The sequence below is a fragment of the Curtobacterium sp. MCBD17_028 genome (assembly GCF_003234875.1).
Classification (GTDB): Bacteria; Actinomycetota; Actinomycetes; order Actinomycetales; family Microbacteriaceae; genus Curtobacterium.
This window is the reverse complement of sequence record NZ_QKTQ01000001.1, coordinates 40,184-64,366: the sequence shown is the minus strand read 5'-3', so window position 1 is coordinate 64,366 and position 24,183 is coordinate 40,184. Positions and strand designations below refer to the sequence as shown.

Annotated in this window: 27 protein-coding genes; 22 read left to right on the top strand and 5 right to left on the bottom strand. The window is 73.2% G+C overall.

Annotated elements, in window-relative coordinates; all coding sequences use genetic code 11:
• The first annotated feature begins 2 nt into the window (after nt 1-2).
• The 11 genes from DEI86_RS00360 (at nt 3) to DEI86_RS00315 (ending at nt 9,230) form a co-directional block, all read left to right on the top strand.
• Nucleotides 3-1,334, top strand: a complete 1,332-nt coding sequence (locus tag DEI86_RS00360; RefSeq protein ID WP_111048522.1) for a FliI/YscN family ATPase — start codon at nt 3-5, stop codon at nt 1,332-1,334.
• On the top strand, nt 1,334-1,804 hold the full coding sequence (locus tag DEI86_RS00355; protein WP_111008835.1) for a hypothetical protein: 471 nt from the start codon (nt 1,334-1,336) through the stop codon (nt 1,802-1,804). The genes DEI86_RS00360 and DEI86_RS00355 overlap by 1 nt, the downstream gene beginning before the upstream one ends.
• Nucleotides 1,801-2,733 carry a C40 family peptidase gene (locus tag DEI86_RS00350; protein WP_111012483.1) on the top strand — a complete coding sequence of 311 codons (933 nt, stop codon included), beginning with the start codon at nt 1,801-1,803 and terminating at the stop codon, nt 2,731-2,733. Before DEI86_RS00355 ends, DEI86_RS00350 begins: the two co-directional genes overlap by 4 nt.
• Complete coding sequence (locus DEI86_RS00345) at nt 2,730-4,529, top strand: flagellar hook-length control protein FliK (protein WP_111048521.1); 1,800 nt, start codon at nt 2,730-2,732, stop codon at nt 4,527-4,529. Before DEI86_RS00350 ends, DEI86_RS00345 begins: the two co-directional genes overlap by 4 nt.
• A gap of 60 nt (nt 4,530-4,589) precedes the next feature.
• Nucleotides 4,590-5,033, top strand: a complete 444-nt coding sequence (locus tag DEI86_RS00340) for a flagellar hook capping FlgD N-terminal domain-containing protein (protein ID WP_111008838.1) — start codon at nt 4,590-4,592, stop codon at nt 5,031-5,033.
• 154 nt (nt 5,034-5,187) lie between these two features.
• Entirely contained in the window at nt 5,188-6,363 is a 1,176-nt protein-coding gene (locus tag DEI86_RS00335) for a flagellar hook protein FlgE (protein ID WP_111012480.1), read from the top strand.
• A gap of 139 nt (nt 6,364-6,502) precedes the next feature.
• Nucleotides 6,503-7,033: a MarR family winged helix-turn-helix transcriptional regulator gene (locus tag DEI86_RS00330; protein ID WP_111048520.1), complete on the top strand. Its 531-nt coding sequence runs from the start codon at nt 6,503-6,505 to the stop codon at nt 7,031-7,033.
• 47 nt (nt 7,034-7,080) lie between these two features.
• Nucleotides 7,081-7,659 (top strand): RNA polymerase sigma factor, encoded by a 579-nt coding sequence (locus DEI86_RS00325; RefSeq protein ID WP_258368437.1) that lies wholly within the window; start codon nt 7,081-7,083, stop codon nt 7,657-7,659.
• Nucleotides 7,625-8,665 carry a CU044_5270 family protein gene (locus DEI86_RS00320; protein WP_111048519.1) on the top strand — a complete coding sequence of 347 codons (1,041 nt, stop codon included), beginning with the start codon at nt 7,625-7,627 and terminating at the stop codon, nt 8,663-8,665. The genes DEI86_RS00325 and DEI86_RS00320 overlap by 35 nt, the downstream gene beginning before the upstream one ends.
• On the top strand, nt 8,662-8,790 hold the full coding sequence (locus DEI86_RS16765; RefSeq protein WP_258368438.1) for a hypothetical protein: 129 nt from the start codon (nt 8,662-8,664) through the stop codon (nt 8,788-8,790). The genes DEI86_RS00320 and DEI86_RS16765 overlap by 4 nt, the downstream gene beginning before the upstream one ends.
• 53 nt (nt 8,791-8,843) lie before the next feature.
• The gene (locus tag DEI86_RS00315) at nt 8,844-9,230 is read left to right on the top strand and encodes a VOC family protein (RefSeq protein WP_258370057.1); all 387 of its coding nucleotides are present in this window, start codon (nt 8,844-8,846) and stop codon (nt 9,228-9,230) included.
• Between the two features lie 9 nt (nt 9,231-9,239).
• On the opposite strand, the gene DEI86_RS00310 is transcribed toward DEI86_RS00315, so the two are convergent.
• The 5 genes from DEI86_RS00310 to DEI86_RS00290 all read right to left on the bottom strand — a co-directional run bounded on the left by DEI86_RS00310 (nt 9,240) and on the right by DEI86_RS00290 (nt 14,400).
• Nucleotides 9,240-10,241, bottom strand: a complete 1,002-nt coding sequence (locus tag DEI86_RS00310; RefSeq protein ID WP_181439662.1) for a Gfo/Idh/MocA family protein — start codon at nt 10,239-10,241, stop codon at nt 9,240-9,242.
• Between the two features lie 59 nt (nt 10,242-10,300).
• Nucleotides 10,301-11,398 (bottom strand): Gfo/Idh/MocA family protein, encoded by a 1,098-nt coding sequence (locus DEI86_RS00305; protein WP_111048517.1) that lies wholly within the window; start codon nt 11,396-11,398, stop codon nt 10,301-10,303.
• Nucleotides 11,395-12,378: a glycoside hydrolase gene (locus DEI86_RS00300; RefSeq protein ID WP_111048516.1), complete on the bottom strand. Its 984-nt coding sequence runs from the start codon at nt 12,376-12,378 to the stop codon at nt 11,395-11,397. Before DEI86_RS00300 ends, DEI86_RS00305 begins: the two co-directional genes overlap by 4 nt.
• 27 nt (nt 12,379-12,405) lie before the next feature.
• Complete coding sequence (locus tag DEI86_RS00295; protein ID WP_111048515.1) at nt 12,406-13,143, bottom strand: sulfite exporter TauE/SafE family protein; 738 nt, start codon at nt 13,141-13,143, stop codon at nt 12,406-12,408.
• A gap of 75 nt (nt 13,144-13,218) precedes the next feature.
• Nucleotides 13,219-14,400 carry a glutamate--cysteine ligase gene (locus tag DEI86_RS00290; RefSeq protein ID WP_111048514.1) on the bottom strand — a complete coding sequence of 394 codons (1,182 nt, stop codon included), beginning with the start codon at nt 14,398-14,400 and terminating at the stop codon, nt 13,219-13,221.
• 223 nt (nt 14,401-14,623) lie between these two features.
• Between DEI86_RS00290 and DEI86_RS00285 the strand changes: the two genes are divergently transcribed.
• From DEI86_RS00285 to DEI86_RS00235, 11 genes are all read left to right on the top strand, one after another.
• Nucleotides 14,624-16,402, top strand: coding sequence for an N-acetylglutaminylglutamine amidotransferase (locus tag DEI86_RS00285; RefSeq protein ID WP_111048716.1), 1,779 nt, complete (start codon nt 14,624-14,626; stop codon nt 16,400-16,402).
• A gap of 169 nt (nt 16,403-16,571) precedes the next feature.
• Nucleotides 16,572-16,868 (top strand): flagellar FlbD family protein, encoded by a 297-nt coding sequence (locus tag DEI86_RS00280; RefSeq protein ID WP_111008849.1) that lies wholly within the window; start codon nt 16,572-16,574, stop codon nt 16,866-16,868.
• A gap of 1 nt (nt 16,869) precedes the next feature.
• The gene (locus tag DEI86_RS00275; protein WP_111008850.1) at nt 16,870-17,694 is read left to right on the top strand and encodes a motility protein A; all 825 of its coding nucleotides are present in this window, start codon (nt 16,870-16,872) and stop codon (nt 17,692-17,694) included.
• A gap of 1 nt (nt 17,695) precedes the next feature.
• Nucleotides 17,696-18,718, top strand: a complete 1,023-nt coding sequence (locus tag DEI86_RS00270) for a flagellar motor protein MotB (protein ID WP_258376423.1) — start codon at nt 17,696-17,698, stop codon at nt 18,716-18,718.
• A gap of 73 nt (nt 18,719-18,791) precedes the next feature.
• Nucleotides 18,792-19,769, top strand: a complete 978-nt coding sequence (locus tag DEI86_RS00265; RefSeq protein WP_258368441.1) for a flagellar motor switch protein FliM — start codon at nt 18,792-18,794, stop codon at nt 19,767-19,769.
• Nucleotides 19,766-20,467 (top strand): flagellar motor switch protein FliN, encoded by a 702-nt coding sequence (fliN, locus tag DEI86_RS00260; protein ID WP_111048512.1) that lies wholly within the window; start codon nt 19,766-19,768, stop codon nt 20,465-20,467. The genes DEI86_RS00265 and fliN overlap by 4 nt, the downstream gene beginning before the upstream one ends.
• A 6-nt stretch (nt 20,468-20,473) precedes the next feature.
• Nucleotides 20,474-20,998 (top strand): flagellar biosynthetic protein FliO, encoded by a 525-nt coding sequence (locus tag DEI86_RS00255; protein WP_111048511.1) that lies wholly within the window; start codon nt 20,474-20,476, stop codon nt 20,996-20,998.
• Nucleotides 20,995-21,912: a flagellar type III secretion system pore protein FliP gene (fliP, locus tag DEI86_RS00250; RefSeq protein ID WP_111008968.1), complete on the top strand. Its 918-nt coding sequence runs from the start codon at nt 20,995-20,997 to the stop codon at nt 21,910-21,912. The genes DEI86_RS00255 and fliP overlap by 4 nt, the downstream gene beginning before the upstream one ends.
• Nucleotides 21,909-22,181, top strand: a complete 273-nt coding sequence (gene fliQ / locus DEI86_RS00245) for a flagellar biosynthesis protein FliQ (protein WP_111008854.1) — start codon at nt 21,909-21,911, stop codon at nt 22,179-22,181. Before fliP ends, fliQ begins: the two co-directional genes overlap by 4 nt.
• Nucleotide 22,182: 1 nt before the next feature.
• Nucleotides 22,183-22,941, top strand: a complete 759-nt coding sequence (locus tag DEI86_RS00240) for a flagellar biosynthetic protein FliR (RefSeq protein ID WP_258376422.1) — start codon at nt 22,183-22,185, stop codon at nt 22,939-22,941.
• Nucleotides 22,942-22,943: 2 nt separating this feature from the next.
• Nucleotides 22,944-24,125, top strand: coding sequence for a flagellar biosynthesis protein FlhB (locus DEI86_RS00235; protein ID WP_111012469.1), 1,182 nt, complete (start codon nt 22,944-22,946; stop codon nt 24,123-24,125).
• Nucleotides 24,126-24,183 lie beyond the last annotated feature (58 nt).

The following is a 24,183-nucleotide window of genomic DNA, read 5'->3' as shown; positions in this document are numbered from 1 at the left end:
GCGTGGGAACGCCGCCGCGGATCCGTCCGGCGGCCCTCGACCGCGCCGTCGCGGCGGCACGTCCGCAGCGGGTCGGCGTCGTCACGAGCGCCGTCGGACTCGGACTCACGATCGCGGGGCTCGACTGCGCGATCGGCGAGGTCGTCGCCGTCGGCCGGGACGGCGAACCACCGGTCGCCGTCGAGGTCGTGGCCACCGACGCGAGCGGCATCCGCTGCATGCCGCTCGGCCGACTCACCGGCGTGACCGCGGGCACCCCGGCACGGCCGACCGGGCGTCCCGTGCTCGTGCCCACCGGTACCGGTCTGTTCGGGCGTGTGCTCGACGGGCTCGGGCGGCCGATCGACGGTGCCGGGCCGCTCGACGCCGACGACCTGGTTCCCCTCGACCACGACACGCCCTCCGCCATGCACCGCGCACGGATCGCGACCCCGCTCCAGCTCGGTGTCCGCGTGCTCGACACCCTCACCACCGTCGGCCGAGGGCAGCGCCTGGGGCTGTTCGCCGGCTCGGGTGTCGGAAAGTCGTCCCTGCTGTCGATGATCGCGCGGGGGAGCGACGCGGCCGTGAGCGTCATCGCCCTCGTCGGTGAACGCGGTCGCGAGGTCCGGGAGTTCCTCGAGGACGACCTCGGGCCAGCCGGGCTCGCGCGTTCGGTCGTCGTCGTCGCCACGTCCGACGAGCCGGCGCTCATGCGGCTCCGGGCGGCGTTCCTGGCGACCCGCATCGCCGAGTCGTTCCGCGACGCCGGACAGGACGTCGTCCTCATGATGGACTCGCTCACCCGCGTCGCGATGGCGCAGCGGGAGATCGGCCTGTCCGTGGGCGAGCCGCCCGCGACCCGCGGGTACCCGCCGTCGACCTTCTCGCTCCTCGCAGGCCTGCTCGAGCGTGCCGGAACGGACCGCGTCGGCAGCGTCACCGGCCTGTACACGGTGCTCGTCGACGGCGACGACCACAACGAGCCGATCGCCGACGCGGCGCGGAGCATCCTCGACGGGCACGTCGTGCTCGACCGGCGCCTGGCGGTCACGGGACACTTCCCGTCCGTCGACCCCCTCGGGTCGGTGTCCCGCGTCGCCGGCAAGGTGACGCCGGCGGACCGCCGCGCCCTCGCCACCACGCTCCGATCGGTCATGGCCGCGCGGAAGGCCGCGCAGGACCTGCTCGACGTCGGGGCGTACCAGCGGGGGAGCAACCCCCTCGTCGACGCCGCGGTGGACCACCAGGGCGCGATCGACGCGTTCCTCCGGCAGGGCATGGACGAGCGCGCCGAGGCCGAGGACTCCTGGCGACGGCTCGCCGCCCTCGTCGCGCGGTTCGGGGGCGTCTGATGCCCCGCCGCTTCGCCCTGGCCGGACTGCTCCGCCTCCGGCACGCGCAACAGGACCAGGCCGCCGCCGAGCTGGCTGCCGCCAACGAGCGGCTCCGCGACGCCGCCGACGCACGGATGGCCGCCCGCCGCACGCTCGACGACCCGCAGGCCGAGGTCACCGACGCCGCGGTGCTCAGCGCGGTCGCCGCCGCCCGCGCCGCGACCCGCGGGATGCTCGAGGAGCTCGCGGGGGTCGAGGCCACCCGCCGTGCCGCCGCCGACCGGGCCCGCAGCGCCCACCACGACGCACGCCGTGCCGCGATCGGACTCGAGAAGCTCGAGCAACGGCACGCCGAGCGCGTCGCCGAGGAGGACCTGCGCGCCGAACAGCTCGTCCTCGACGAGATCGCCGCCCGCACGGCACGACCCACGCCGCCGGAGACCGAGCGTCCCGCGGCCCCGACCGACCCCACCGGAGGTGCCCGATGACCGTCGACGCGGTGTTCGCCCGGATCCAGGAGATCCAGTCCCAGATCGCCACCCTGCGCGGCGGTGTCGACGCGAGCGCGACCGCCACGAGTTCCACCGATGCCTCGACCGCGTTCGCGGACGCCCTGAGCGCCGCGAGCGACCCGACGACGGCGACCGGCGCCAGTGCCACCGCTGCTCCGGCCACCACCGACGCTGCCGCGCCGACGTCGACGGATGCCGAGGCCGGCACGCTGGCGACGGGGTCCGGGGCCACGGGAACCGAGGTCGTGGCGGACGCGGAGAAATACCTCGGCGTGCCGTACGTGTTCGGTGGCACCACCCGGTCCGGTATGGACTGCTCGGGACTCGTCCAGACGGTGTTCAAGGACCTCGGCGTCCACATGCCCCGCGTCGTGCCGGACCAGGCGAAGATGGGCGTCGCCGTGCCCTCGCTGGCCCAGGCGCAGCCCGGGGACCTCATCATCCCGAAGGGCGAGGGCCACGTCGTCATCTACGTCGGCAACGGGAAGGTGCTCCACGCGCCGCACCCCGGCAAGGACGTCCGCATCGTCGACAACTGGCTGAAGGACAGCGACATCGCGACGATCCGACGCATCGTGCCGTCGACCGCCACGTCCTCGCCCCCGGCCGCGGCCGCCTCCGCCTCCGCCTCCGACGCCTCCGCGTTGGCGTCCGCCCGGTCCCTCCTGGCGTCGCTGTCGTCCGCGACGGGAGCGGGCTCGAGCGCGTCGTCGCTCGACGCGCTGGCGTCGCTCGGGGGGCTGTCCTCACTCGGCGGCCTGTCCTCACTGTCCTCGCTGTCCTCGCTGTCCTCGCTCGGGGGCCTGTCGTCGCTCTCGTCGCTCGGCGGCACCGCGGGGACCTCGTCGGCCGACCTCCAGACAGCGGCGCTCATGTCGCTGCTCGGCGGCGGGAGCATCGCATGACCGTGCTCGCCACGCCCGCGGCACCGCCGCCCGCGGCGCCACGGTCCGGTACGGGACGTCCGACCTCGCCCACCGGCTCCGGGGACTTCGACGCGACCCTGGCCTCCGTCGCCACCGACAGCGATCGGGACGGCCGGTCCGACGACCGGCTGGACCAGGAGGCCGGCGTCCGACCCGATCACCGGCCCGCTCCGTCGACCGGGAGGCCCGGGAGCAGCCACGACGACCCCGCCGCACGACCACGGGGTCACCACGACGGCGCCGACCGCCAGGCGGAACGAGCCCGGTCGGCATCGACGCCCGCGAACGGGACGGACGCGGGCGACCAGTCCGGCGCCGACGTCGGGGACGGGCTCGTGGACGTCGCCGGTGCCGCGGCGCTCGCGAGCCTGGCTGCTGCCGTCACCGGGGCGTCCTCGACGACCGCCGGTGCGCCTTCTGCCGTGGCCGACACCGGAGCCGCGTCCGGCTCGGCCGGCGCCGTCCCGACGGGCGCGGGTGCTGCGCTCGACGTCCCCGGTGCCACGACCGCCACGGCCACCACCGTCGCCGGGGGCGCCGTGCCCACGGGCGTCGGTCTCGGCGCGGACCCGACCACCGGCCGCCGCGCGGCGCTCGGGTCCGGTGCCTCCGGCCCGACATCCGCCGTGCCGGCGACGCTCACCCCGATGGGGGGACTGCCCGGGCTCGCCGCCGCCCCGGTGCCCGACTCCGTTCCGGGGAACACCGCGGCCGACGCGACGTCCGACCCGAGCACGACCGCAGGCGTCCCCGGCACGCTCGCCGGAGGCACCACGGCCCCGGGCGGCGCCTCAGTCACGTCGACGTCGCCGGTCGGAGTCGACACCGTCGGCCGCAGCCGGCTCGGCCGGAGTGCCACCGGCACCGGCGCCGGCGCCGACGCCTCCCGATCCGGCTCCGTCGAGACCAGGACCTCCGAAGCCACCACCGACGGGGTCGGCATCGCCGGGCGCGCCACCGACGCCTCGAGCACCGGAGCGAGCGTCACCGGACCCGCCACGACCGGCACCGCGACGAGCGGCACCGCGACGAGCGGCGCCGCGACGAGCGGACCCCTGCCGAGCGCGGCGGCGGCCAGCGGGGCGATCACCGTCCCGCCGTCGACGGCGACCGAGCGACCCGCGGTCCGCATGGCGTCCGCGGACGCCGCACCGTCCCTCCCGACCCGCACCGCGGGACCGGCTCCGGCCGGTCCGGCGCGCACGACGACCGGACCCGCGGCCGTCGACCAGCGTGCGCCGGACGCGGCCCCGTCCCTCCCGTTCGCCGTACCCGCGGTGGCCCCGGGAGCCGGACCGGCCGGTCCCGCGGTGTCGGCGACCGCCGCGGCGCCGTCGCCGACCCCCGCGCCGTTGGCGCAGCAGCTCGCGCGACCGCTGTTCACGCTCGCGGCAGCGCCACACGGCGAGCACGTCGTGACCGTCACGGTGAGCCCGGAGACGCTCGGATCGGTGACCGTCCGCGCGCACGTGTCCGCCGACGGGATGCGCGTCGAGCTGTTCGCCGCGTCGGACGCGGGCCGGGACGCGGTGCGGTCGATCATGCCCGAGCTCCGACGTGACCTCGGGCAGACCGGGGTGGCGACGACACTCGACCTCTCCGGGCAGAACCAGCCGTCGGACACGGGCGGCGGCGACCGGCGACCCTCGACCGCCCCGACGCCCGCGTCGGGCGGTCCGCTCGGGCCCACCGGCGCCACGGCGGCGTCCGCTGACGCTGCTGCGGCCCCCGGACGGACGGCCACTCCGACCACCGGGCTCGACGTCCTCGCCTGACGGCGCTGACGAGACCCGAACGACGACCGATAGTCACCGAGAACGAACGAAGGACCGCACATGGCACTCGACGGCATCACCGGCACCGTGGACACGGCCGCCCAGGCATCAGCGCTCGCGGCGAACCCGACGACGACCTCGTCGACGATGGACTCGCAGATGTTCCTCAAGCTGCTCGTCACGCAGCTGCAGAACCAGGACCCGTCGAGCCCGATGGACACGAACGCCATGATCAGCCAGCAGACGCAGATGGCGATGATGGAGCAGATGACGAACCAGACGTCGACCGCGAACGAGAACTTCTCGCTCCAGATGCGGATCGCCGCCGCCAACCTCGTCGGCAAGCAGGTCTCCTACACCGACGCGACGACCGGCACCGACGTGACCGGCACCGCCACCGCCGTCTCGTACGCCGGGAGCGTCCCGCAGGTGACCGTCAACGGGAAGGAGGTCGCTCTGGACAGCGTCTCCGGCGTCACGACCACGACCAGCAGCGGGTCCTGAGGGCCCCGCACCTCCCCGGGCCCTGCCCGCACGACCACCCCGGCCAGGACGGCCGGTCGGACCACCACCGCACAGCACGGACGCGCCGCGGAGACCACCACTTCCGTCACCGACGGCGAGCCAGCCGGCCCGTCGCCCTCCGAAAGGACGCACCATGCTCCGCTCGCTGTACTCCGGGATCTCCGGACTCCGCTCCCACCAGGAGATGCTCGACGTCACGGGCAACAACATCGCCAACGTCAACACGGCCGGCTTCAAGTCGTCGACGACCGTGTTCCAGGACACCCTGTCGCAGATGACCCAGGGTGCGGGCTCCCCGCAGTCCGGCCTCGGCGGCACGAACCCGGCCCAGATCGGCCTCGGCGTGCAGGTCGCCGGCGTCTCGACGAACTTCGCGCAGGGCTCGGCCGAGGCGACCGGCAAGGCCACCGACCTCATGATCTCCGGCGACGGGTTCTTCGTCACGCGTCAGGGGAACGACACCGTCTACACGCGGGCCGGCTCGTTCGACTTCGACGCCCAGGGCCGCCTGACCACCCCGGACGGCAAGATCGTCCAGGGCTACTCGGCCACCAACGGCGTCGTCGACGACGGCGGCCAACTGACCGACATCACCCTGCCGCTCACCGCTGCCGCGCCGGCGGCCGCCACGACCTCGGCGACGGTCGACGGCAACCTGCCGTCCGACACCGCCGTCGGGCAGACGATCACCCGCGACAGCGACGTGTACGACGCGTACGGCACCAAGCACACCATGTCGCTCGCCTACACGAAGACCGCGGCAGGCTGGAACGTCACCGGCACCGACGGCGAGGGCAATGCCGCCTCCGGCACGATCACGTTCGGCGCGGACGGCAAGATCACGAGCGGCGGCACGCTGAAGGTCGGTGGCATCACCGCCGACATGACGCAGCTCACGGGGTTCGCGACGCTCTCGACCGCCTCCATCAGCAGCCAGAACGGCCACGAGGCCGGGACACTGAAGGGCTTCTCCATCTCGCAGGACGGCACCCTCGTCGGACAGTTCTCGAACGGGTCCACGCTGGCCGTCGGTCGGATCGCCCTGGCGTCGTTCGCCAACCCGGGCGGCCTCGAGAAGGTCGGCGCGTCGGGCTACCGCGCGTCGGCGAACTCCGGCGCTCCGCAGGTCGGCATTCCCGGCTCGGGCGCGCTCGGTTCCCTCGCGTCGGGCACCCTCGAGATGTCGAACGTCGACCTGTCGCAGGAGTTCACGAACCTCATCGTCGCGCAGCGTGGGTTCCAGGCGAACGCCCGCATCATCACGACGTCCGACTCCGTGCTCGAGGAGCTGACGAACCTCAAGCGCTGACGCGCACGCCGCGCGGCCGGGAGGCCCGGCGGACGTCCGGTTCACCGGTCACGTCCGCCGGGCCTCCCGGCATGTGCGCGGTCACCGGCGCGCCGCTGCCCCTCGGGTGCTGGGAATTCGAAGCACCTACGATGGACGGATGCCCGCCGACGAAGCCCGACCCCTGCTCGACCCTGTCGAACTCGACGCGTACTTCGCGCTCATCGAGGTGAGCAGTCTGCTGCGCCACACGGTCGAGCAGCAGCTGCGTGAGGCCGGCGACCTCAGCTACGTGCAGTTCCAGCTCCTCGCCACGCTGGGCGACGCCCCGGACGGCAGCCGCCGGATGACCGAGCTCGCGGACGGCGTCGTCTACAGCCGGAGCGGCCTCACCTACCAGGTGGGCCTGCTCGAGCGGGCCGGCCTCGTCTCGCGGAGCACGTCCGCCGAGGACGAGCGCGGCGTCACCGTGACGGTCACCGACGCGGGTCGCGCCGTGCTCGCCCGCGTGTTCCCGGGCCACGTCGCGGTCCTCCGCGAGCTGTTCCTCGAGCCGCTCGGCCACGACGACATCGTGGCGCTGTCCCGCGTCCTCGCCCGCGTCCGCGACCACATGCGCACCATCCCGCCCCGTTCCGCCAGGCCGCGGCGCACCCGTGCCGCACGGCGCGACACGCCGAGCGGCGACTGACCGGAACGGATCGTGAACCCGATCGCCCGGTCCGTGCAATACCTGGTGTGAGCACCGACAGCGACATCATCCGGCGGACCCTGGAACGGCCCGCCGAGTTCGCGCAGCTGTACGACCGGCACGCCCCGGCGATCCACCGGTTCGCAGCGCGCCGCGCCGGACCCGACGTGGCCGAGGACCTGGTGTCCGAGACCTTCACCGTCGCGTTCGAGCGCCGGACCGCGTACGACCTCGACCGCGCGGACGCCCTGCCCTGGCTGTACGGCATCGTCACGACGCTGCTGAAACGGCACCGTCGGATCGAGGCGCGGCTCTGGGCGAGCGCACGGGCCGACCCGACCGCGCTCGTCACCGAGCACGACCACGAGGCGCTCGAGGCCGAACTCGCGGTCCGCCGACTGCGCTCCGCGATCCAGCGGATGCCCGCCCGCGACCGCGACGTGCTGCTGCTCTACGCCTGGGCCGACCTCGACTACGAGGGCGTCGCCCTGGCGCTGGACGTTCCCGTCGGGACCGTCCGCTCACGACTCAACCGAGCACGCCGCACGCTGCGTGCCGCTGCAGGCCGCGACGCGGCACAGGAGGTGGAACATGGACGAGTTGACACTGCTCCGGTCCGTTCGTGACGACGTGGAACCGGTCCAGCCGGAGACGTTGGCACGCGGCCGGGAGGCCCTGCTCGCGCACATCGAGCGGGGCACGCCCACACGGGGTCCGGTCCGACGTGGATCCGGTCGGCGCGGCCGCCGTGTCGGGTGGATCGGCGCCGGTTCCGTCGTCGCCGCGGGCGTCGCGGCGGCCCTCGTCGTCGGCAACGTCATCGGCGTGACGGGCACCGGACCGCACGGGAGCGCCGCGCCGGCAGCGGCGGAGGTCCTCACCCACGCCGCCGCCTCGACGACCGCCACGACGGACCCGGTCGTGCACCCCGGTCAGTACCTCGAGGTCGCGACGCGGGCCGTCTACGCATCCGGGTTCGAGGACGACCACGGCTCCGGCACCTACCTGTCGTCCCAGGACGGCCAGTTGTACGTCCCCGCCGACACGGCCGGTGACTGGGTCTGGGTCCGCGAACCGGAGCGGGTGGTGCAGACGTTCGGGCCCGACTCCGAGCGCGCCGCGCGCGTGTCCGACAAGGCGAAGGGGGAGTACCTGCGCGCAGCCGGTGGTGGGTTCTACGGGAGCCCGGCCGTGGTGTCGCCGTCGGACCTCGCGGCCCTTCCACGGGACCCCGCCGCGCTGCTCCGGCACGCCTACGACGCCACGAAGGGCCAGGACGACCCGGACCTCGCCGCGTTCGGGTGGATCGCCGACACGCTCCGCAGTGGACTCGCACCGGCGGACCTCCGCGCAGCCCTGTACAAGGCGGCCGCGGGCATCCCCGGGGTCGTCCTGACCGACCGCCAGGCCAACCTCGAGGGGCGGACCGGCGTCGCGATCGGCTACGCACAGGGCAACGGCGACCAGCAGGAGCTCATCATCGATCCGTCCACGGGCCTGCTCATCGGCGAACGCGAGGTCGTCACGGGCGGGGCAGCTGCCTCCTGGAAGGTGCCCGACGGCACCCCCATCGGCTGGACCGCGGTGACCACGAGCGTCGTCGACGCCGCACCGGCCGGGAGCGCCCGGTGAGCGCCGCACCGCAGGTCGAGACCGTCGGCGTGGACACCGTGCCGCTCCTGGTGATCCCGACGCCGAGGACCCGCTGGGTCGACGTCACCTGGGCACTCGAGCGCGAGGCCGCGAACGGACGATGACGGCCCGTGCCGGGGAGCGGCACCGCCCGACCACCGGGCGTACGCTCCCCGGCATGACCGCCGCCGACCCCGCGATGCCGACCCTCGTCGCCACCGTCCTCGACTCGCCGCGCCCCCTGGAGCTCGCCCGCTTCTCCGGCGCCCTGACGGGTTGGACGGTGTTCGAGGACGACGACAGCTGGGCCCGGGTCCGTCCTGACGACGGCCCGGGCCTCTCGGTGCAGCTCGAGCCCGAGTACGTCCCGCCGACCTGGCCCGGCCGAGCGGACGCCCCCGGCATGCAGCTCCACCTCGACTTCCTGGTCGAGGACCTGCCGGCCGCGGTCGCGCGGGCCGAGGGGCTCGGTGCACGGCAAGCCGCGTGGCAGCCGACCGAGGACGTCCGGGTGATGCTCGACCCCGACGGCCACCCGTTCTGCCTGTTCCTGCCGGGGGCTTGAGCGTTCCCGTCACCGTCGGACCGGCTCCGTCCCTCCGGACCGTGCGGCTCGGCGGATGGCATCCACCACGTCGAGGTTCGCGACGATGTCGTCGCCGCGTCCGTACGTCGCGCTCGGATCGGCGGGACCGGCACCGACACGACGGACGAAGGCGTCGAGCTGGTGGTCGAAGCTCGTGCCGCCGGCGACCGTCGTCATCGTCGGAGCGCCGTGCCGGGGGATGACACGGAGGCTGTTTCCGTGGTGCGGCACGATCGGTCCCGTCACCGTGACCTCGGCCTCCGCGAGTTGGAGCGTGAGGGACACCGGATCGTCCTGGTCGAACGAGCAGTGGATGCTGGCGGTGGTGCCCGTGGAGAAGCGCAGCGTCGCGATCGTGTCCGAGTCCGCGCCGCTCGGGTTCCGCCGCTGACGGGCGGTCACCTCGCTCGGCTCCGCGTCGAACAGGAGTCGCGACCAGTGCACGGCGTACACGCCGTTGTGGAGGAGGGCACCGCCTCCGAGCGCGGCGACGTGCAGGATCGACTGCGGATCGTACGGGCGGGTGCCGTTGACCGACGAGCTGATCGACGAGAGCGGCCCGTGCCGGCCGTCGCCGACCAGCGCCCGGAGTGCGTCGAAGAGCGGGTGGAAGCGGTAGTGGAAGCCCTCCATGACGAGCCGCCCCGAGTCCGCCGCGACGGCGACGATCGCGCGACCCTCGGCGCCGCTCACACCGATCGGTTTCTCGCACAACACGTGTTTGCCCGCGCGGAGCGCCGCGATCGTCCACGGTGCGTGTTCGGCCGCGGCGTTCGCGATGTACACCGCGTCGACGTCGGCGTCGGCGAGGACGTCCTCGTAGTGCTCCGACGCGCGCGGGATGTCCCACGTCCGCGCGTACTCCGCGGCTGCCCCGGGGCGACGCGCCGCGACCCGCGCGACGCGCACGCCCGGACGACGTGCGGCAGGCTCGAGCAACCCGGATGGACCGATCGTCGACGCCCCGATCATCCCGAACGTCAATGGCATGCTCGCTCCCTCGTGGCTCATCTCGGTGTTCGTGTTCGCTCCGCGCGACGCGCGGACGCTCACCAGGTGTCGGGACGCGCTCCCAGCGGGACGGGCTCCGGTCGCTCGACGCGCGACGCGATCTCGAGGACGCGGTGCTGGGCGGCGGCACGGGTGATCGACTCCATCACGTCGAGCACGTGGAACGCGAGCGCGCCGGAGGCCCGGTGCGGCCGGCCGGTGGCGATCGCGTGGGCCATGTCCGCGAGGCCGTGACCGCGGCCCGCGTCGGCGTACCCGCCGGCGACCGGGAGCTCCCGCCACGCGTCGCTCCCGGCGACGAACACCGACACGGGGTCCGAGAAGCGGTTGGGGTCGGGCACACCAAGCGTGCCCGCGGTGCCGTACACCTCGAACAGGGGTGCGCGGGTCGCCCAGACCTCGAACGACATCGTGACGGTCGAGACGCTGCCGTCGACGTGCTCGAGGATCGCGACGACGTGGGTGTCGACCGACACGTCGATGCCCGTCCCGGCCGCCGGGCCCGTACCGATCGTGCGCCGGCGGTCCGATCGCGTCGCACTCGCGCTCACCCGGGCGACGGGGCCGAGGAAGGTCACGAGGCTCGACAGGGAGTAGGGACCCATGTCGAGAAGCGGACCCCCGCCCGGCTGGTAGTAGAACCCCGGCGCGGGGTGCCACAGCTCGTGCCCGGGCGCGCTCCACGCGACGGCGGCACCGACGGGTGTGCCGATGAGCCCGTCGTCGATCGCGGCCCGTGCGGTCTGGATGCCGGTACCGAGCACGGTGTCCGGGGCGCTGCCCACCCGGACGCCCGCGCGCGCGGCGGCCTCGAGCACCGGGGCGGCCTCGGCGGTCGAGAGCGCGAGCGGCTTCTCGCCGTACACGTGCTTGCCGGCCGCGACGGCGCGTGTGGCCACGGACGCGTGCGCGGCGGGGATCGTCAGGTTGAGCACCACGTCGACGTCGGGCGAGGTCAGGAGGTCGTCGACCGCGAGTGCCTGCACGCCCGCAGCGGCGGCGACGGCAGCGGCACGGTCCTCCAGGACGTCCGCGACGGCGGTGAGCCGGAGTCCGGGCAGGGACGGCAGGTCGGCGAGGTACTGGGCGCTGATGGTGCCCACGCCGACCAGGCCGACGCGTATCGGGGCGGTCATCGCGCGGCCTCCCCGTGGAACTCGACGTGCGGGGTCGCACCGTCGAACGACACCCGCGTCGCGCCGATCCGCCACGTGTGCCCGTCGTCCGCGTTCGCCTGGAAGAACAGGACCCCGGCGTCGGGGCCGTCGGCGAGGAACCCGGGATGTCCGGACTCGCTGTGGTTCCAGGCGCCGACCGGACCCGCCGGGATCAGCGGCTCGTCGGCACCCCGCGTCCACGTCCGCGCGTCCGTGCTCGTCGCCCAGCCGATCTGCTGCGGGCAGTTGTTGTACGCGCCGGCGTAGAACATCGTGAACGTCGTGCCGTCCCAGCGCAGCGCCGGCGCTTCGATGCACTCCTGCTCCCACGGCAGTTCCGGTGCCAGCGCCGGACCGTCGACCGACAGCTGCTCCCAGTCCGCCCTGCCGAACGCGCTGTCGAGGGGCGCGCGAGCGGTGCCGAGCATCTGGATCCGCATCTCCGGGTCGCGCGTGACCCAGGCGAGCACGAGGTGCTCGTCGGTCGCCACGAGGTCGGCGTCGATCGCACGTCCGCACGTCCAGTCGCCCGACGGCGCGAAGACCGGGTTCTCGGGGTTCGGCGTGAAGGCGATGCCGTCGTCGCTCACGGCGTGGCAGATCGCGTCCTCGCGACCACGGCCGTAGGTCTGGAAGAACAGGTGCACGCGTCCGTCGAGCACGACCGCACCGGGGGCGGCGGCGCCCGTCGCGTCGTAGTCGCCGAACGGCGGCAGGACGGCGACGGTGCGCCAGGACACGAGGTCGTCGCTCTCGGCCACGGCGACCGACCAGCCCTCGGCGACGTCGTCGGACCCGGACGGCAAGGAGCAGTAGAGCAGGTAGCGGCCGCCGAACCGGATCACCGACGGGTCCTTCGCGTACGGGCGGCCCCGCCGCGAGGTGTCACCCCACGGTGCGCCCACCAGTCGAGGGGTGCCGGGGAGGTCGATGGACCCGAGTGCGTCGTCAGCGGTCATGCCCCGAGCCTGCTCCCGATCCGCTCGTCATGCCGCGACGAGCAGGTACCCGGCGAGCACGAACCCGCACACCGCGATGGCGACACGGAGGACGGTCTGCGGGACACGCCGTGCGACGCTCGGACCGATCAGCCCGCCGACGAGCGCGCCGAGGCCGAGGGGCCACGCCGCCGCCCACGTGACCGTCCCGGAGAGGGCGAACAGCACGGCGGGCACGATGTCACCAGCGAGGAGCAACACGTTCTTCAGCGCGTTCGCACGGTGCAGGACGGGTTCGCCGTCGAGCAGCAGCACGGCGATCATGAGGACGCCGGAGCCCGCCCCGAAGTACCCGTTGTAGAGCGAGACGCCGGCGACGCTCGCCGCGGCGACCGGGCGCGCCATCGTCGTCGCCGTCCGTCGGCGGTCGATCCACGGTTGCGCGAGCAGCAGGGCGGACCCCGCGGCGACGAGGAACGGGACGATGCGGTCGAACACGTGCGACGGCGTCGCGAGCAGCAGGGCCGCGCCCGCGGTCGACACGACGACCGTGACCGGCAGCCACCGCCGGACGGTCGGCGCGTGCCCGACCAGGTCGCCCCGCGCGCGGAGGGCCGATCCCGCCCCGCTGCCGAGCAGGGCCACGGAGTTCGTCACGTTCGCGGCGAGGGGCGGGATGCCCACGGCGAGCAGGGCCGGGTACGCCACGAGCGACGTGATGCCGCCCGCGGTGCCGATGACGCCCGCGGCGACGCCGGCCACGAACAGGAACACCGCGGTCGTCACCGTTGGATCCTGGCACGTCGCGGAGCCCGGCCGACGGGTCCGCGCCGTGGCTCGGCGGGTTCCCGCTGCCGGTCGTCAGGCGGTCGCGGTCCTCGGCCGGGAGGCCCGGTGCGGGGTTCCGGACGGGTCCGGCTCCTCGAGGTGGATCGTCCCGGAGCGGTTGCGTCCCTGCGTCTCGAGCACCGCGCTCCGCACCACGGCGCCGAGATCGCCCGTCCGCGCGTACTCGGCGCGCTGCCGCTGGGCACCCGTGCCGTGCGCGAGGACCTCGGCGATGCCCCGCTCGACGAACTGCTCGTCACCGTTCGCGCGGAGCGCCGGGCCGAGGCGCTCGAGGAGCATGCCGATGACCGTGCGCGCCTCCGCCGCACGTCCCGTGACCGGGTCGACGAGTTCGCCCTCCAGTCCCTCGAGTGCCGCCCGCCAGTTCGCGAGTCGAACCGCGCACGCGGGAGCGTCGGGAGCGGGCACCCCGTTGCGCCAGTCCGCGGCGGCGGTGTCGACCATCGCCCGCACGATGCCCGCGGTCATCGCCGTCACCGCCGGGTCCAGGGGCACGTCGGCGACGCGCACCTCCACCGTGGGGAACGCCCGCGACAGGCGAGCGTCGAGGTAGAGCATGCCGGCATCGAGCAGGGCACCGGTGCCGAGCATCGCCTGCTCGACGGCGTTGTACCGGGCGACGGATCCGAACCGCTCCATCGGCCCGGCGGAGGGCCACCGCGTCCACTCGATGCTCCGGTAGCTCGCATGCCCGGTGTCCTCGCCGTCGTGGAACGGGGAGTTCGCGGTGAGGGCGATGAGGACCGGTGTCCAGGTGCGGATCCGGTCCAGCACGGCGACGCCCTCGTCCTCGGACTCGATGCCGACGTGCACGTGCAGCCCGCAGGACAGGCTCCGGCGGGGCAGCGCTCCGTAGCGGTCGAGCATCGTCCGGTACCGCGGTGTGTCCCGGGCGTGCGGTCGCGTCGGGAGCGGCGCGCTCGCGAGTGCGGCGACCCGGGCACCCTCGAGCGCCGCGATCGCGTCGACCGTGCCGCGGTTCGCCAGCACCTCCTGCTCGAGCGCGGACAGCCGGTTGTGGACCGACGACACGGTCTCCAGCATCTCGAGCTGCATCTCGCCCGTCAGGGATCCGTCGGCACGTGACCCCTGCAGCCGGGTCCGCCAGCCGAGGACCTCGTCGGCGAGGGGCACCGGCTCGCCGGTCTCGCCGTCGACCAACAGCAGTTCTTCCTCCACACCCATCGTTCGCATGGGACAACTGTGTGCGGATGCGGCCGGGAGGATTCACGGGGTTGTCAGGAGCAGCACACGGCGGTACGCGGGCGCGCGGAACGTGCGCGCGGACTCGCGAGCGCACCCGCGGTTCGCGCACCGCCGGTCCGGGCGGGACCACCTGGATCGACGCTCGGGTGTCACCGGGTTCGGTGGACGCGGTCGGCCTGCGGAACCCTCGCACCGGCGTGGAGGCACGAGCATGTGTGGTGTGGCAGGCGAGGTCACGTTCGACGGAGAACGGGCCGACACGGACGTCGTCCGCCGCATGGCGGCGACGATGCGCGACCGGGGCCCGGACGGCGAGGGAAGCTGGTCGTGCGGGTGGGCGGCGCTCGGGCACCGACGGCTCAGCGTCATCGACCTCTCGGACGCTGGGGGCCAGCCGATGCAGTCGGCCGACGCCCGGGTGACGATCGTGTTCAACGGCTGCGTGTACAACCACCGGGAGCTCCGCCACGAGCTCGAACCGGGCCGCCCCTTCGGCACCACGAGCGACACCGAGGTGGTGCTCGCCGCGTACGAACGCTGGGGCGCACGGTTCGTCGACCACCTCGTCGGGATGTTCGCGGTCGTGGTCGTCGACGAACGGCGGCGGGAGGTCGTCCTGGCTCGTGACCGCCTCGGCGTGAAGCCCCTCTACCTGGCGACCGTCGGCGGTCGGCTGCGGTTCGCGTCGACGCTGCCGGCACTCCTGGCGGGTGGGGGCGTCGACACGGAGCTCGACCCGGTCGGGCTCCATCACTACCTGAGCTGGCACTCGATCGTTCCGGGGTCGCGCACCGTGCTGCGGGGGGTCCGGAAGCTCCCGCCGGCCACCGTGCGGGTCATCGACGAGCGCGGCGGGACACAGGACCGCGAGTACTGGGCGCCGACGTACGAACGCGACGCGGGACGGGCGTGCTGGACGGCCCGCGACTGGGAGGACGCCGTCGAGGACGCCCTCCGCACCGCGGTCCGACGCCGCCTGGTGGCCGACGTCCCGGTCGGCGTGCTGCTGTCCGGCGGACTCGACTCGAGCCTCCTCGTCGCCCTGCTCGCCGAGGAGTCCGCCGACCCCGTCGGCACGTACAGCATCGGGTTCGAGGACGCCGCGGGGGAGTCCGGGGACGAGTTCCGGTGGTCCGACGTCGTCGCGGAGCGGTTCGGCACCGAGCACACCCGCATCCTGGTCCCGACGACCGATCTGCCGACGGCGGTGGACGAGGCCGTCGACGCCATGACCGAGCCCATGGCCACCCAGGACGTCGCGGCGTTCTTCCTGCTGTCACGGGCGGTCTCGGAGGACCGGAAGGTCGTGCAGTCCGGGCAGGGTGCCCACGAGGTGTTCGCCGGCTACCGATACCACCGGCGTGCTGGTCGGGTGTCGCGGGACGGGGCGCTCGACGCCTTCGCGGGCGCCTTCTCCGAGAGTGCCTCCGGCGTTCGCGCGCTCGTGGAACCCGGCCGGCTGCCGGCCGGTGACGTGAGCCGTGACACCATCGCCGCGCACCTCGCGGCCCCGGGTGCCGAGACCGCGCTCGACGCCGTCCTCCGGCTCGACACGCACCTGCTCATGCCCGACGACCCGGTCAAGCGCGTCGACAGCATGACGATGGCCTCCGGTCTGGAGGCTCGGGTCCCGTTCCTGGACCAGGACCTCGTCACCCTCGCGGCGGCGTGCCCGCCCGCGCTGAAGATCGCCGACGACGGCAAGGGCCTGCTCAAGGCACTCGGTCGGCGGCTCCTGCCGCAGGAGGTCGTCGACCGGCCGAAGGGGTACTTCCCGGTCCCCGCGCTCCGGCACCTCGACGGCGCGTTGGCCGGGGTCGCGCGCGACGCCCTGCTCGCGCCGGAGGCCCGGCAGCGCGGGCTGCTGCGCCAGGACGTCGTGCAGGCCGTCATCGACCGGCCTGACGCGTTCCGCACGCGCGTCGGCGGTGCACTCTGCTGGCAGCTCGCGGTGCTCGAGCTGTGGTTGCAGCGGCACGGGATCCGGTGAGCGCCCGCCGAACCGGCCCGGTCCACCCCCGGGCACGAGACCGCCGACGGCGCGGGGCACCGGGCTAACGGCGGCGACGCCACGGCCGATAGTCGTGCCTGTACCGCTCAGGACGAGCGGGACACCCGCCCCACGGACGGCGGCGGGAGCACACGACCTAGGACGGGCCATGATCGTCGTCACGCGACTCAACGACAGCAGATTCGCTGTCAACCCGGATCTCGTGGAACGCATCCAGGAGAGCCCGGACACCACCCTCATCATGGTGGACGGCGCGAAGTACATCGTGCAGGAGTCGATGGCCGAGGTCATCGACATGATCGCCGCCTACCGCGCCCGGATCATCGCGATCGCCTCCGGCGTGGCCGACGACACGGCCTCGAGCGTGAACACGACGGGCCCGCAGCCGGTCCTCGCGCCGGTGTCCGACATCGCCGCACCGCGCACGTCCGAGGGGCGGCGCTGACATGGACCTCGCGACGATCATCGGCGTCCTGCTCGCGTTCGGGGCGCTCTTCGGCATGGTCTCGATGGAGCACGTCGAGATCTCCGGACTCATCATCCCCGCCCCGATGGTGCTCGTGTTCGGCGCGACGCTCGCGTGTGGCCTCGCCGGAACCACGCTCAAGGACGCCATCGCGAACCTCAAGGCGATCCCGACCGCGTTCACCGGCAAGGTCGTGCCCCCGGCATCGGTGATCGAGGACGTCGTCGGTCTGGCTGAGACGGCGCGGACGAACGGCCTGCTGTCGCTCGAGCAGGAGGCCGACAAGCACGACGACCCGTTCCTCAAGAAGGCGCTCCAGAACATCGCGGACGGCACCGACGGCGAGGAGCTCCGGATCCTCCTCGAGGACGAGATCGAGTCGAACGCGTCGACCCTGCGGAACGCGAGCAAGTTCTTCATGGGACTCGGCGGCTACGCCCCGACGGTCGGCATCATCGGCACCGTCGTCAGCCTGACCCACGTGCTCGCGAACCTGTCGAAGCCGGACGAGCTCGGGCCGCTCATCGCGTCGGCGTTCGTGGCGACGCTCTGGGGCCTGCTCAGTGCGAACTTCCTGTGGCTGCCGATCGGCGGCAAGCTCAAGAAGCTCGCCGACCTCGAGGTGGCTCGACAGACGCTGCTCATGGAGGGCCTCCTGGCCGTGCAGGCGGGCAGTCAGCCGCGCCTGCTCGGCGAGCGGCTCCGCGCCATGGTGCCGCCGTCGGCCCGCGGTGACGCGGCTCCGGCCAAGGGCGCCAAGGGCAAGGGCAAGGGCGCCGCCGACGACGAAGCGCTGGCGGCCTGACGTGGCTGGCAGAGGGCGAGGGCGCCGCGGTCACGGCGGCGGCGGACACGACGACGACGACCACCCGGACGAGCGCTGGATGGCGTCGTACATGGACATGATCACCGTGCTCATGTGCATGTTCCTGGTCCTGTTCGCGATGTCGCAGGTCGACCAGCAGAAGTTCATCGCGCTCAAGGACTCGCTCGCGACCGGCTTCGGCCAGGTGCAGAAGCAGAAGGTCGACACGGCGTCCGGCACGGTCGTCAAGCCCGACGAGGTGACGAAGAAGGACGGCAAGGGCTACGCGCTGTCGAAGTCCGACGCGGAGCACTCGAGTGCGGCGAGCGGCACGGCGAACAGCAACGCGGACGGCACGAGCGCCGACCCGAGCGCGGTCGCGGTCCCCGCGGCGGCCCCGACGCCGAACACCGCCGTGGCGAAGGCGAGCAAGGCGGACGTCGAGGCAGCGAAGAAGGAGCTCGACGACCTGAAGGCGATCGAGGCCGCGATCAAGAAGAACCTGACGGCCGAGGGCAAGACCGCGAACGTGCAGTTCGACCTCGACGCCCGCGGGCTGACGGTCCGGCTGGTCGGGAGCGAGACGTACTTCGCCACCAACAGCGCGGACCTGTCGGACGAGGCCCGGGCGGTCATGGACGCGATCGCCCCGGTCCTCAAGAGCAGCGGCCACGACATCAGCGTCGAGGGGCACGCCGACCAGCGGAACTCGACCGCGCCCTACGCCACGAACTGGGAGCTGTCCGCGGCCCGCGCGACCGGCGTGCTCCGGGATCTCGTCGAGCGCGGAGGCATGCCGGCCGACCACGTGCAGAGCGTCGGGTTCGGGTCGAGCCGGCCGCTGTCCAAGGGGTCGACCGACGCCGACCTCGCGCTGAACCGTCGCGTCGACATCGTCGTGCTGTCGAACCAGGACCAGGACGTGAGCGCGCTCATGCCGGCCATCGCGGCTGCGCAGGACGCGGCGCATCGGGGCGAGCCGGCGGGGACCACGGCGCCGACGACCGCGGAGGGCGATGAGTAGCGGCGACGGGACCCCCGCCCAGTCCGGGGGTCAGCGCTAACGACGGATCACCGCGGGACCGATAGTGCCCGTCGTGACCGACCTCCTCGCCCAGCGCGCCGTGGCGTCCCCGCGCGACGACCACGGTGGGGACCAGCGTGCGCACGACGACGCCCAGGTCGAGGTGGTGGACTTCCGTCGACCGACGACCCTCGCCCGTGAGCAGTCCCGCGTGCTCGAGCTCGCGTTCGAGACGTTCGCGCGGCAGTGGGGCACCCAGTTGACCGCGAAGGTCCGGGTGCTCTCCCAGGTCACCTGCGAGCAGGTGCAGGTGCTGACGTACGACGAGTACGCCGCGTCGCTGCCGCCGCTCACCGCGATGGTGCTGCTGACGATCGAGGACGTGAGCGCCAAGGGCGTCCTGCAGTTCCCGCTCACCTCGGTGCTCACGTGGGTCAGTCACATGCTCGGAGCGGCCCGACCGCTGCCGGCCCCCGAGCGCACCTTCACCCCGATCGAGCAGGCGCTCGTGCGCAAACTCGTCGAGGACGCGCTCGACGACCTCCGCTACTCGCTCGGCACGCTCCTCGTGCAGCCGATCGGGGTCGGCTCGTTCCAGTGGAACAGCCAGTTCGCGCAGGCGGCCACGAAGAGCGACCTCATGCTCGTCGCGTCGTTCGACATCCGCGTGGGGGAGCGCATCGCGCCGGCCACCCTGGCGATCCCGCTCGAGGTCGTCCTGCCGCAGCTCGGCGAGTCGAACCCGACGGTGACGACGGCCGATCCGCGCGAACTCCTCGACGCGCAGATCGCGAACGTGCCGGTCGGGGTCTCGCTGCAGCTCGCCCCGGCGGTCGTGCGTCCGGCCGTCGTCCTCGGCCTCGCGGTCGGCGACGTCGTGCCGCTCCCGCACCCGCAGCACCGTCCGCTGACCCTGACGGTCGACGGCGAGCCGATCGGCACGGCGGCCGTCGGCGCGAACGGCTCACGTCTCGCCGGCGTCGTCGTCGCCACCACGCCCGCCGCCGCCGGCGCCCACGCACGCACTCCGAACACCGAAAGGGCGTCATGACCGCCACCATCACCCTGCAGACCTCGGTCGCCGAGGCGCTCGTCGGTCAGCTCCCGACCCCCACGCCCCTGCGCGCCACGCCGCTCACGCCGGGAGCGGCGAGCGGTGCCGCCGGGCAGGCGGGCGGTGCGGTCGTCGCGTCGTTCGTCGGTGCCCTGTCGGCGGACCTCGCGCTCGTGCTCCTCGACCTCGACGGCATGACGGCCGCCGGCGGCGTCGACGCGCCGCTCGTCTCGGTGACGGACGTCGTCCGGCCGGCGCTCGAGGCGGCGGGCGGCATGCTCGGCGTGGGCGTGCTCGGCGAGGCCGTGCGCGCGTCCGCCGCGTCGCTCCTGATCGACCCCCAGACCACCGTGTTCGAGCTGAGCGCCGCGGGCGTCCCGGCGGGGTGGTTCGCCATCCGCATCCGCGAGGACGCACCCGCGGCCGCGGCCGTCGCCTCGTCGATCAGCGGCAACCTCGGCCGGATCAACAACGTCGAGATGGCGCTCACCGTCGAGATCGGTCGCACCCGCATGGCCGTCCGTGACGTCCTGGGCCTCGAGCCCGGGGCCGTCGTGGAACTCGACCGATCCGCCGGCGCACCGGCCGACGTGCTGCTCAACGGCCGCCTCATCGCGCACGGCGAGGTGGTCGTCGTCGACCAGGACTACGCCGTCCGCATCACGAAGATCCTCGACGTCGCCGAGGGGATCTGACCCTCCGTGGACACCCTCGTCGTCGCCCTGCGGGTCGCGCTCTCCCTCGGCGTCGTGCTGGCCCTGCTCTGGTTCGTGCAGCGCCGCGTCGCGAAGAGCACGACCGGCTCGTCGCGTGGTCGCGGACGACGCTCGGCGGCGGTCCAGGTCGTCGCGCGCCAGGGGATCGGTGGCAAGGCCAGCGTCGTCGTCGTCGACGTCGAGGGTGAGCGGCTCGTCCTCGGTGTGACCGAGCAGCAGGTGGCCGTGCTCGCCTCCGGGACCGCGGCCGCGGGGTCGGACGCGGGGTCCGACGCGATCGACCCGTTCCGGGCGGTCCTGGCGGCACAGGCTGCACCGTCCCTCCCGGCCGCCGCGCAGGCGCTCACCGAGGAGCCGGAGAGCGCCGCACCCGTCCTCCGGGCCCGCCCCCGCAACCGCCGCGCCGCGCACATCGCCGTGCCCACGCAGCAGCAGCTCCAGGGCTCGATCCTGTCGGCGGACACGTGGCGGCAGGCCGCCGCGGCCGTCCGCGCGAGGCGCGCCGGATGACGCTCGTCCCCGGCGGACGCACCCCGCTGCGTCCGCTCGTCCTCGCGCCCGGCGTCGGCCGGGAGGCCCGGAGCAGCCGAGCCCGCGCGGTCCGGGTCGCACGCATCGCCGTCCTGGTCTTCCTCGGTCTCGCAGCGGTCGTCGGCTTCCTCATGCTCACCGCTGGCGGCGCGCACGCGGCCGGCGTGGTCGGGCCGACCGCACCCGCGGCCCCCACCGCGCCCGCGACCCCGTCGACGAACGGCGGCCTCGACGTGTCCGTGAACGGGCCGGACGGCACCCCCTCGTCGGCGGTCGTCACCCTCGTCGGCATCACGCTGCTCAGCGTCGCACCCGCGTTGCTGCTCATGATGACGTCGTTCACGAAGATCTTCGTCGTGCTGTCGATGACCCGGAACGCGCTCGGACTGCAGTCGATCCCGCCGAACCAGGTGATCGCCGGGCTCGCCCTGTTCCTGTCCCTGTTCATCATGGGGCCGATCATCGGGCACATCAACGACGACGCCCTGCAGCCGTACCTCGCCGGGCACATCGACTTCCAGCACGCCGTGGACGTCGGCAGTGCGCCCCTGCGGAAGTTCATGCTCCACCAGACGCGGCAGGAGGACCTGGCGTTGATGACCCGCGCGGCCGGCCGGCCCAACCCGAAGAACGAGGCCGCGGTGGGGATGACGACGTTGGTCCCGGCGTTCATGATCTCGGAGCTCCGCAGCGCGTTCATCATCGGGTTCGTCATCTTCCTCCCGTTCCTCGTCATCGACCTCGTCGTGTCCGCGGCGCTCCAGTCGATGGGCATGATGATGCTGCCGCCGGTGATGATCTCGCTGCCGTTCAAGGTGCTGCTCTTCGTGCTCGTCGACGGCTGGGGACTCATCATCAAGTCGCTCATCGAGAGCTACCAGGTGGTGTCGTGAACCAACAAGCCGTCATCGACCTCGTCCTGCAGGCGCTCATCGTCGCGGGCAAGCTCGCCGCGCCCGTGCTCATCACGTCCCTCGTCGTCGGGTTCGCGATCTCGCTCCTGCAGTCGATCACGCAGATCCAGGAGGTCACGCTCGCGTTCGTCCCGAAGGCCCTCGCCGTCGCCGTCGCGCTCGTCGTGTGCGGCAACTGGATGATCGACGAGATCGTCGGGTTCACGCACTTCCTGTTCGACCAGATCCCGAACCTGCTCGGGAGCTGACGTGGACCTGTCGATCGACTTCGACCAGCTCGAGGGCACCATGCTCGCGGGCGTGCGGATGGTGGCGTTCATCGTCATCGCGCCGCCGTTCTCGTACAAGGCGTTCCCCGGCACGGTCAAGGCGATGCTCGCGATGGGCCTGGCGCTCGCGGTCGCGCCACGGGCGGCAGCCCGGTACCACGCGCTCGACAGCGGCGCGTTCGTCGTCGCGCTCGTCGTCGAGCTCGCCGTGGGACTGACCCTCGGGTTCCTGGTCTACCTCGTGTTCGCGGCGGTCCAGTCGGCCGGCGCGCTCGTCGACCTGTTCGGCGGGTTCACGCTCGCGCAGGCGTACGACCCGCAGTCCCAGGTGAACGGGGCGCAGTTCACGCGCCTGTTCGAGATGACGTCGCTCGCGCTCCTGTTCGCCTCGGGCGGGTACCAGCTCATCGTGGGCGGCCTGACCCGCTCGTTCGACGCGGTGCCGCTGGCCGGGTCGTTCTCGCTGGCCGACCCGGTGCACGCGATGCTCGCCGGCACGACGCAGATGTTCCTCTCGACACTCCAGATCGCGGGCCCGCTCGTCGTCGTGCTGTTCCTGTCCGACGTCGGCCTCGGCCTGCTCACCCGCGTCGCACCCGCGCTCAACGCGCTGCAGCTCGGGTACCCGATCAAGATCGGTCTGACCGTCATGTTCGCCGGCGCGTTGTTCATGGCGCTGCCGAGCGTCGTGTCCTCCCTCACGGGTGACGCGGTGACCCTGCTGACCGGAGGGCGGTGACCATGTCCGACACCGGAGAACGCACCGAACAGGCGACCGAGAAGCGGATGAAGGAGGTCCACCGCAAGGGCCAGCTCAGCCGTTCGACCGACCTCAGCGCCTGGCTCGGGGTCGCCGCGGCCGCCGTCATGGTGCCGTCCACCATCGCATCGGCCGCCGCAGCGGGCACGGACCAGGTGTTCCGGATCGAGCGGGTGATCGCCCACCCGACGGTGGGCGCCGTCCGCGAGACCATGGCCGCCGACCTCGGCTCGATCGGGTCGACCCTCGCCCCGATGCTCGGCGTCGTCGCGGTCGTCGTGGCGGCCACCGCGATCGCGCAGGGCGGCGTGCACATCAAGCGCATGACCGGCAACTACGAGCAGTTCAACCTGCTCACCGGCATCACCCGGGTGTTCGGCACCCAGGCGCTCTGGGGCGGCGCGAAGGCCCTGCTCAAGAGCGCGGTCGTCGGGCTCGTGCTCTGGGGGGCCGTGCAGGGCCTCGTGCCCGTGCTCATGTCCTCGGGGTCGCTGCCGCTCACCGCGGTGCTGCAGGCCGCCGGGAACGGTGCCGCCACGCTCCTCCGCGCGGCGATCGCGGCCGGCCTGCTCCTGGCGGCGGTCGACGTGTTCGTCGTCATGCGCCGGAACCGCAAGAAGACCCGGATGACGAAGAAGGAGGTCAAGGACGAGCACAAGAGCACGGACGGCGATCCCCACGTCAAGTCGCACCGGCGCTCCCGACAGCTCGCGATGAGCCGGAACCGCATGATCGGTGCGATCGCCACGGCCGACGTCGTCCTGACGAACCCGACGCACTTCGCGGTCGCGATCCGGTACGAGCCGGGCAAGTCGGCACCGAAGGTCGTCGCCAAGGGCGCGGGCGCCGTCGCCGAGGTCATCCGCGACCGTGCCGAGGCGGACCGTGTCCCCATCGTCCGCGACGTCCCGCTCACCCGTGCACTGCACGCCGCGTGCGAGATCGGCACGGAGATCCCGGTCGACCTCTACACGCCCGTGGCCCGGGTCCTGTCGTTCGTCATGGCGCTCCGCGCCCGCGGCGCCGCCACCGGCGTGCACTCGGCCCCGCGTCCCACGACCGCCGACGAGGTCGCCACCGTCATCGCCGCCGACCAGCTCGCCGGGGACGCCCTGCCCCGCCGCATCCGTCATGCCCGGACCACCGAAGGAGCCCCAGCGTGAACCGCAAGGACCTGCCCAAGCTCGCCGTGCCGATCGGCATCGTCGGCATCATCCTGCT

Excerpts from the sequence above, each read along its gene's own strand:
- fliP (WP_111008968.1), top strand. The coding sequence starts at position 20,995 with ATGACGCTCGTCCCCGGCGGACGCACCCCGCTGCGTCCGCTCGTCCTC.
- fliN (WP_111048512.1), top strand. The coding sequence starts at position 19,766 with ATGACCGCCACCATCACCCTGCAGACCTCGGTCGCCGAGGCGCTCGTC.
- DEI86_RS00275 (WP_111008850.1), top strand. The coding sequence starts at position 16,870 with ATGGACCTCGCGACGATCATCGGCGTCCTGCTCGCGTTCGGGGCGCTC.
- DEI86_RS00290 (WP_111048514.1), bottom strand. The coding sequence starts at position 14,400 with ATGCGAACGATGGGTGTGGAGGAAGAACTGCTGTTGGTCGACGGCGAG.
- DEI86_RS00350 (WP_111012483.1), top strand. The coding sequence starts at position 1,801 with ATGACCGTCGACGCGGTGTTCGCCCGGATCCAGGAGATCCAGTCCCAG.
- DEI86_RS00320 (WP_111048519.1), top strand. The coding sequence starts at position 7,625 with ATGGACGAGTTGACACTGCTCCGGTCCGTTCGTGACGACGTGGAACCG.
- DEI86_RS00335 (WP_111012480.1), top strand. The coding sequence starts at position 5,188 with ATGCTCCGCTCGCTGTACTCCGGGATCTCCGGACTCCGCTCCCACCAG.
- DEI86_RS00340 (WP_111008838.1), top strand. The coding sequence starts at position 4,590 with ATGGCACTCGACGGCATCACCGGCACCGTGGACACGGCCGCCCAGGCA.
- DEI86_RS00355 (WP_111008835.1), top strand. The coding sequence starts at position 1,334 with ATGCCCCGCCGCTTCGCCCTGGCCGGACTGCTCCGCCTCCGGCACGCG.
- DEI86_RS00310 (WP_181439662.1), bottom strand. The coding sequence starts at position 10,241 with ATGCCATTGACGTTCGGGATGATCGGGGCGTCGACGATCGGTCCATCC.
- DEI86_RS00315 (WP_258370057.1), top strand. The coding sequence starts at position 8,844 with ATGACCGCCGCCGACCCCGCGATGCCGACCCTCGTCGCCACCGTCCTC.
- DEI86_RS00305 (WP_111048517.1), bottom strand. The coding sequence starts at position 11,398 with ATGACCGCCCCGATACGCGTCGGCCTGGTCGGCGTGGGCACCATCAGC.
- DEI86_RS00330 (WP_111048520.1), top strand. The coding sequence starts at position 6,503 with ATGCCCGCCGACGAAGCCCGACCCCTGCTCGACCCTGTCGAACTCGAC.
- DEI86_RS00345 (WP_111048521.1), top strand. The coding sequence starts at position 2,730 with ATGACCGTGCTCGCCACGCCCGCGGCACCGCCGCCCGCGGCGCCACGG.
- DEI86_RS00280 (WP_111008849.1), top strand. The coding sequence starts at position 16,572 with ATGATCGTCGTCACGCGACTCAACGACAGCAGATTCGCTGTCAACCCG.
- DEI86_RS00285 (WP_111048716.1), top strand. The coding sequence starts at position 14,624 with ATGTGTGGTGTGGCAGGCGAGGTCACGTTCGACGGAGAACGGGCCGAC.
- DEI86_RS00300 (WP_111048516.1), bottom strand. The coding sequence starts at position 12,378 with ATGACCGCTGACGACGCACTCGGGTCCATCGACCTCCCCGGCACCCCT.
- DEI86_RS00235 (WP_111012469.1), top strand. The coding sequence starts at position 22,944 with ATGTCCGACACCGGAGAACGCACCGAACAGGCGACCGAGAAGCGGATG.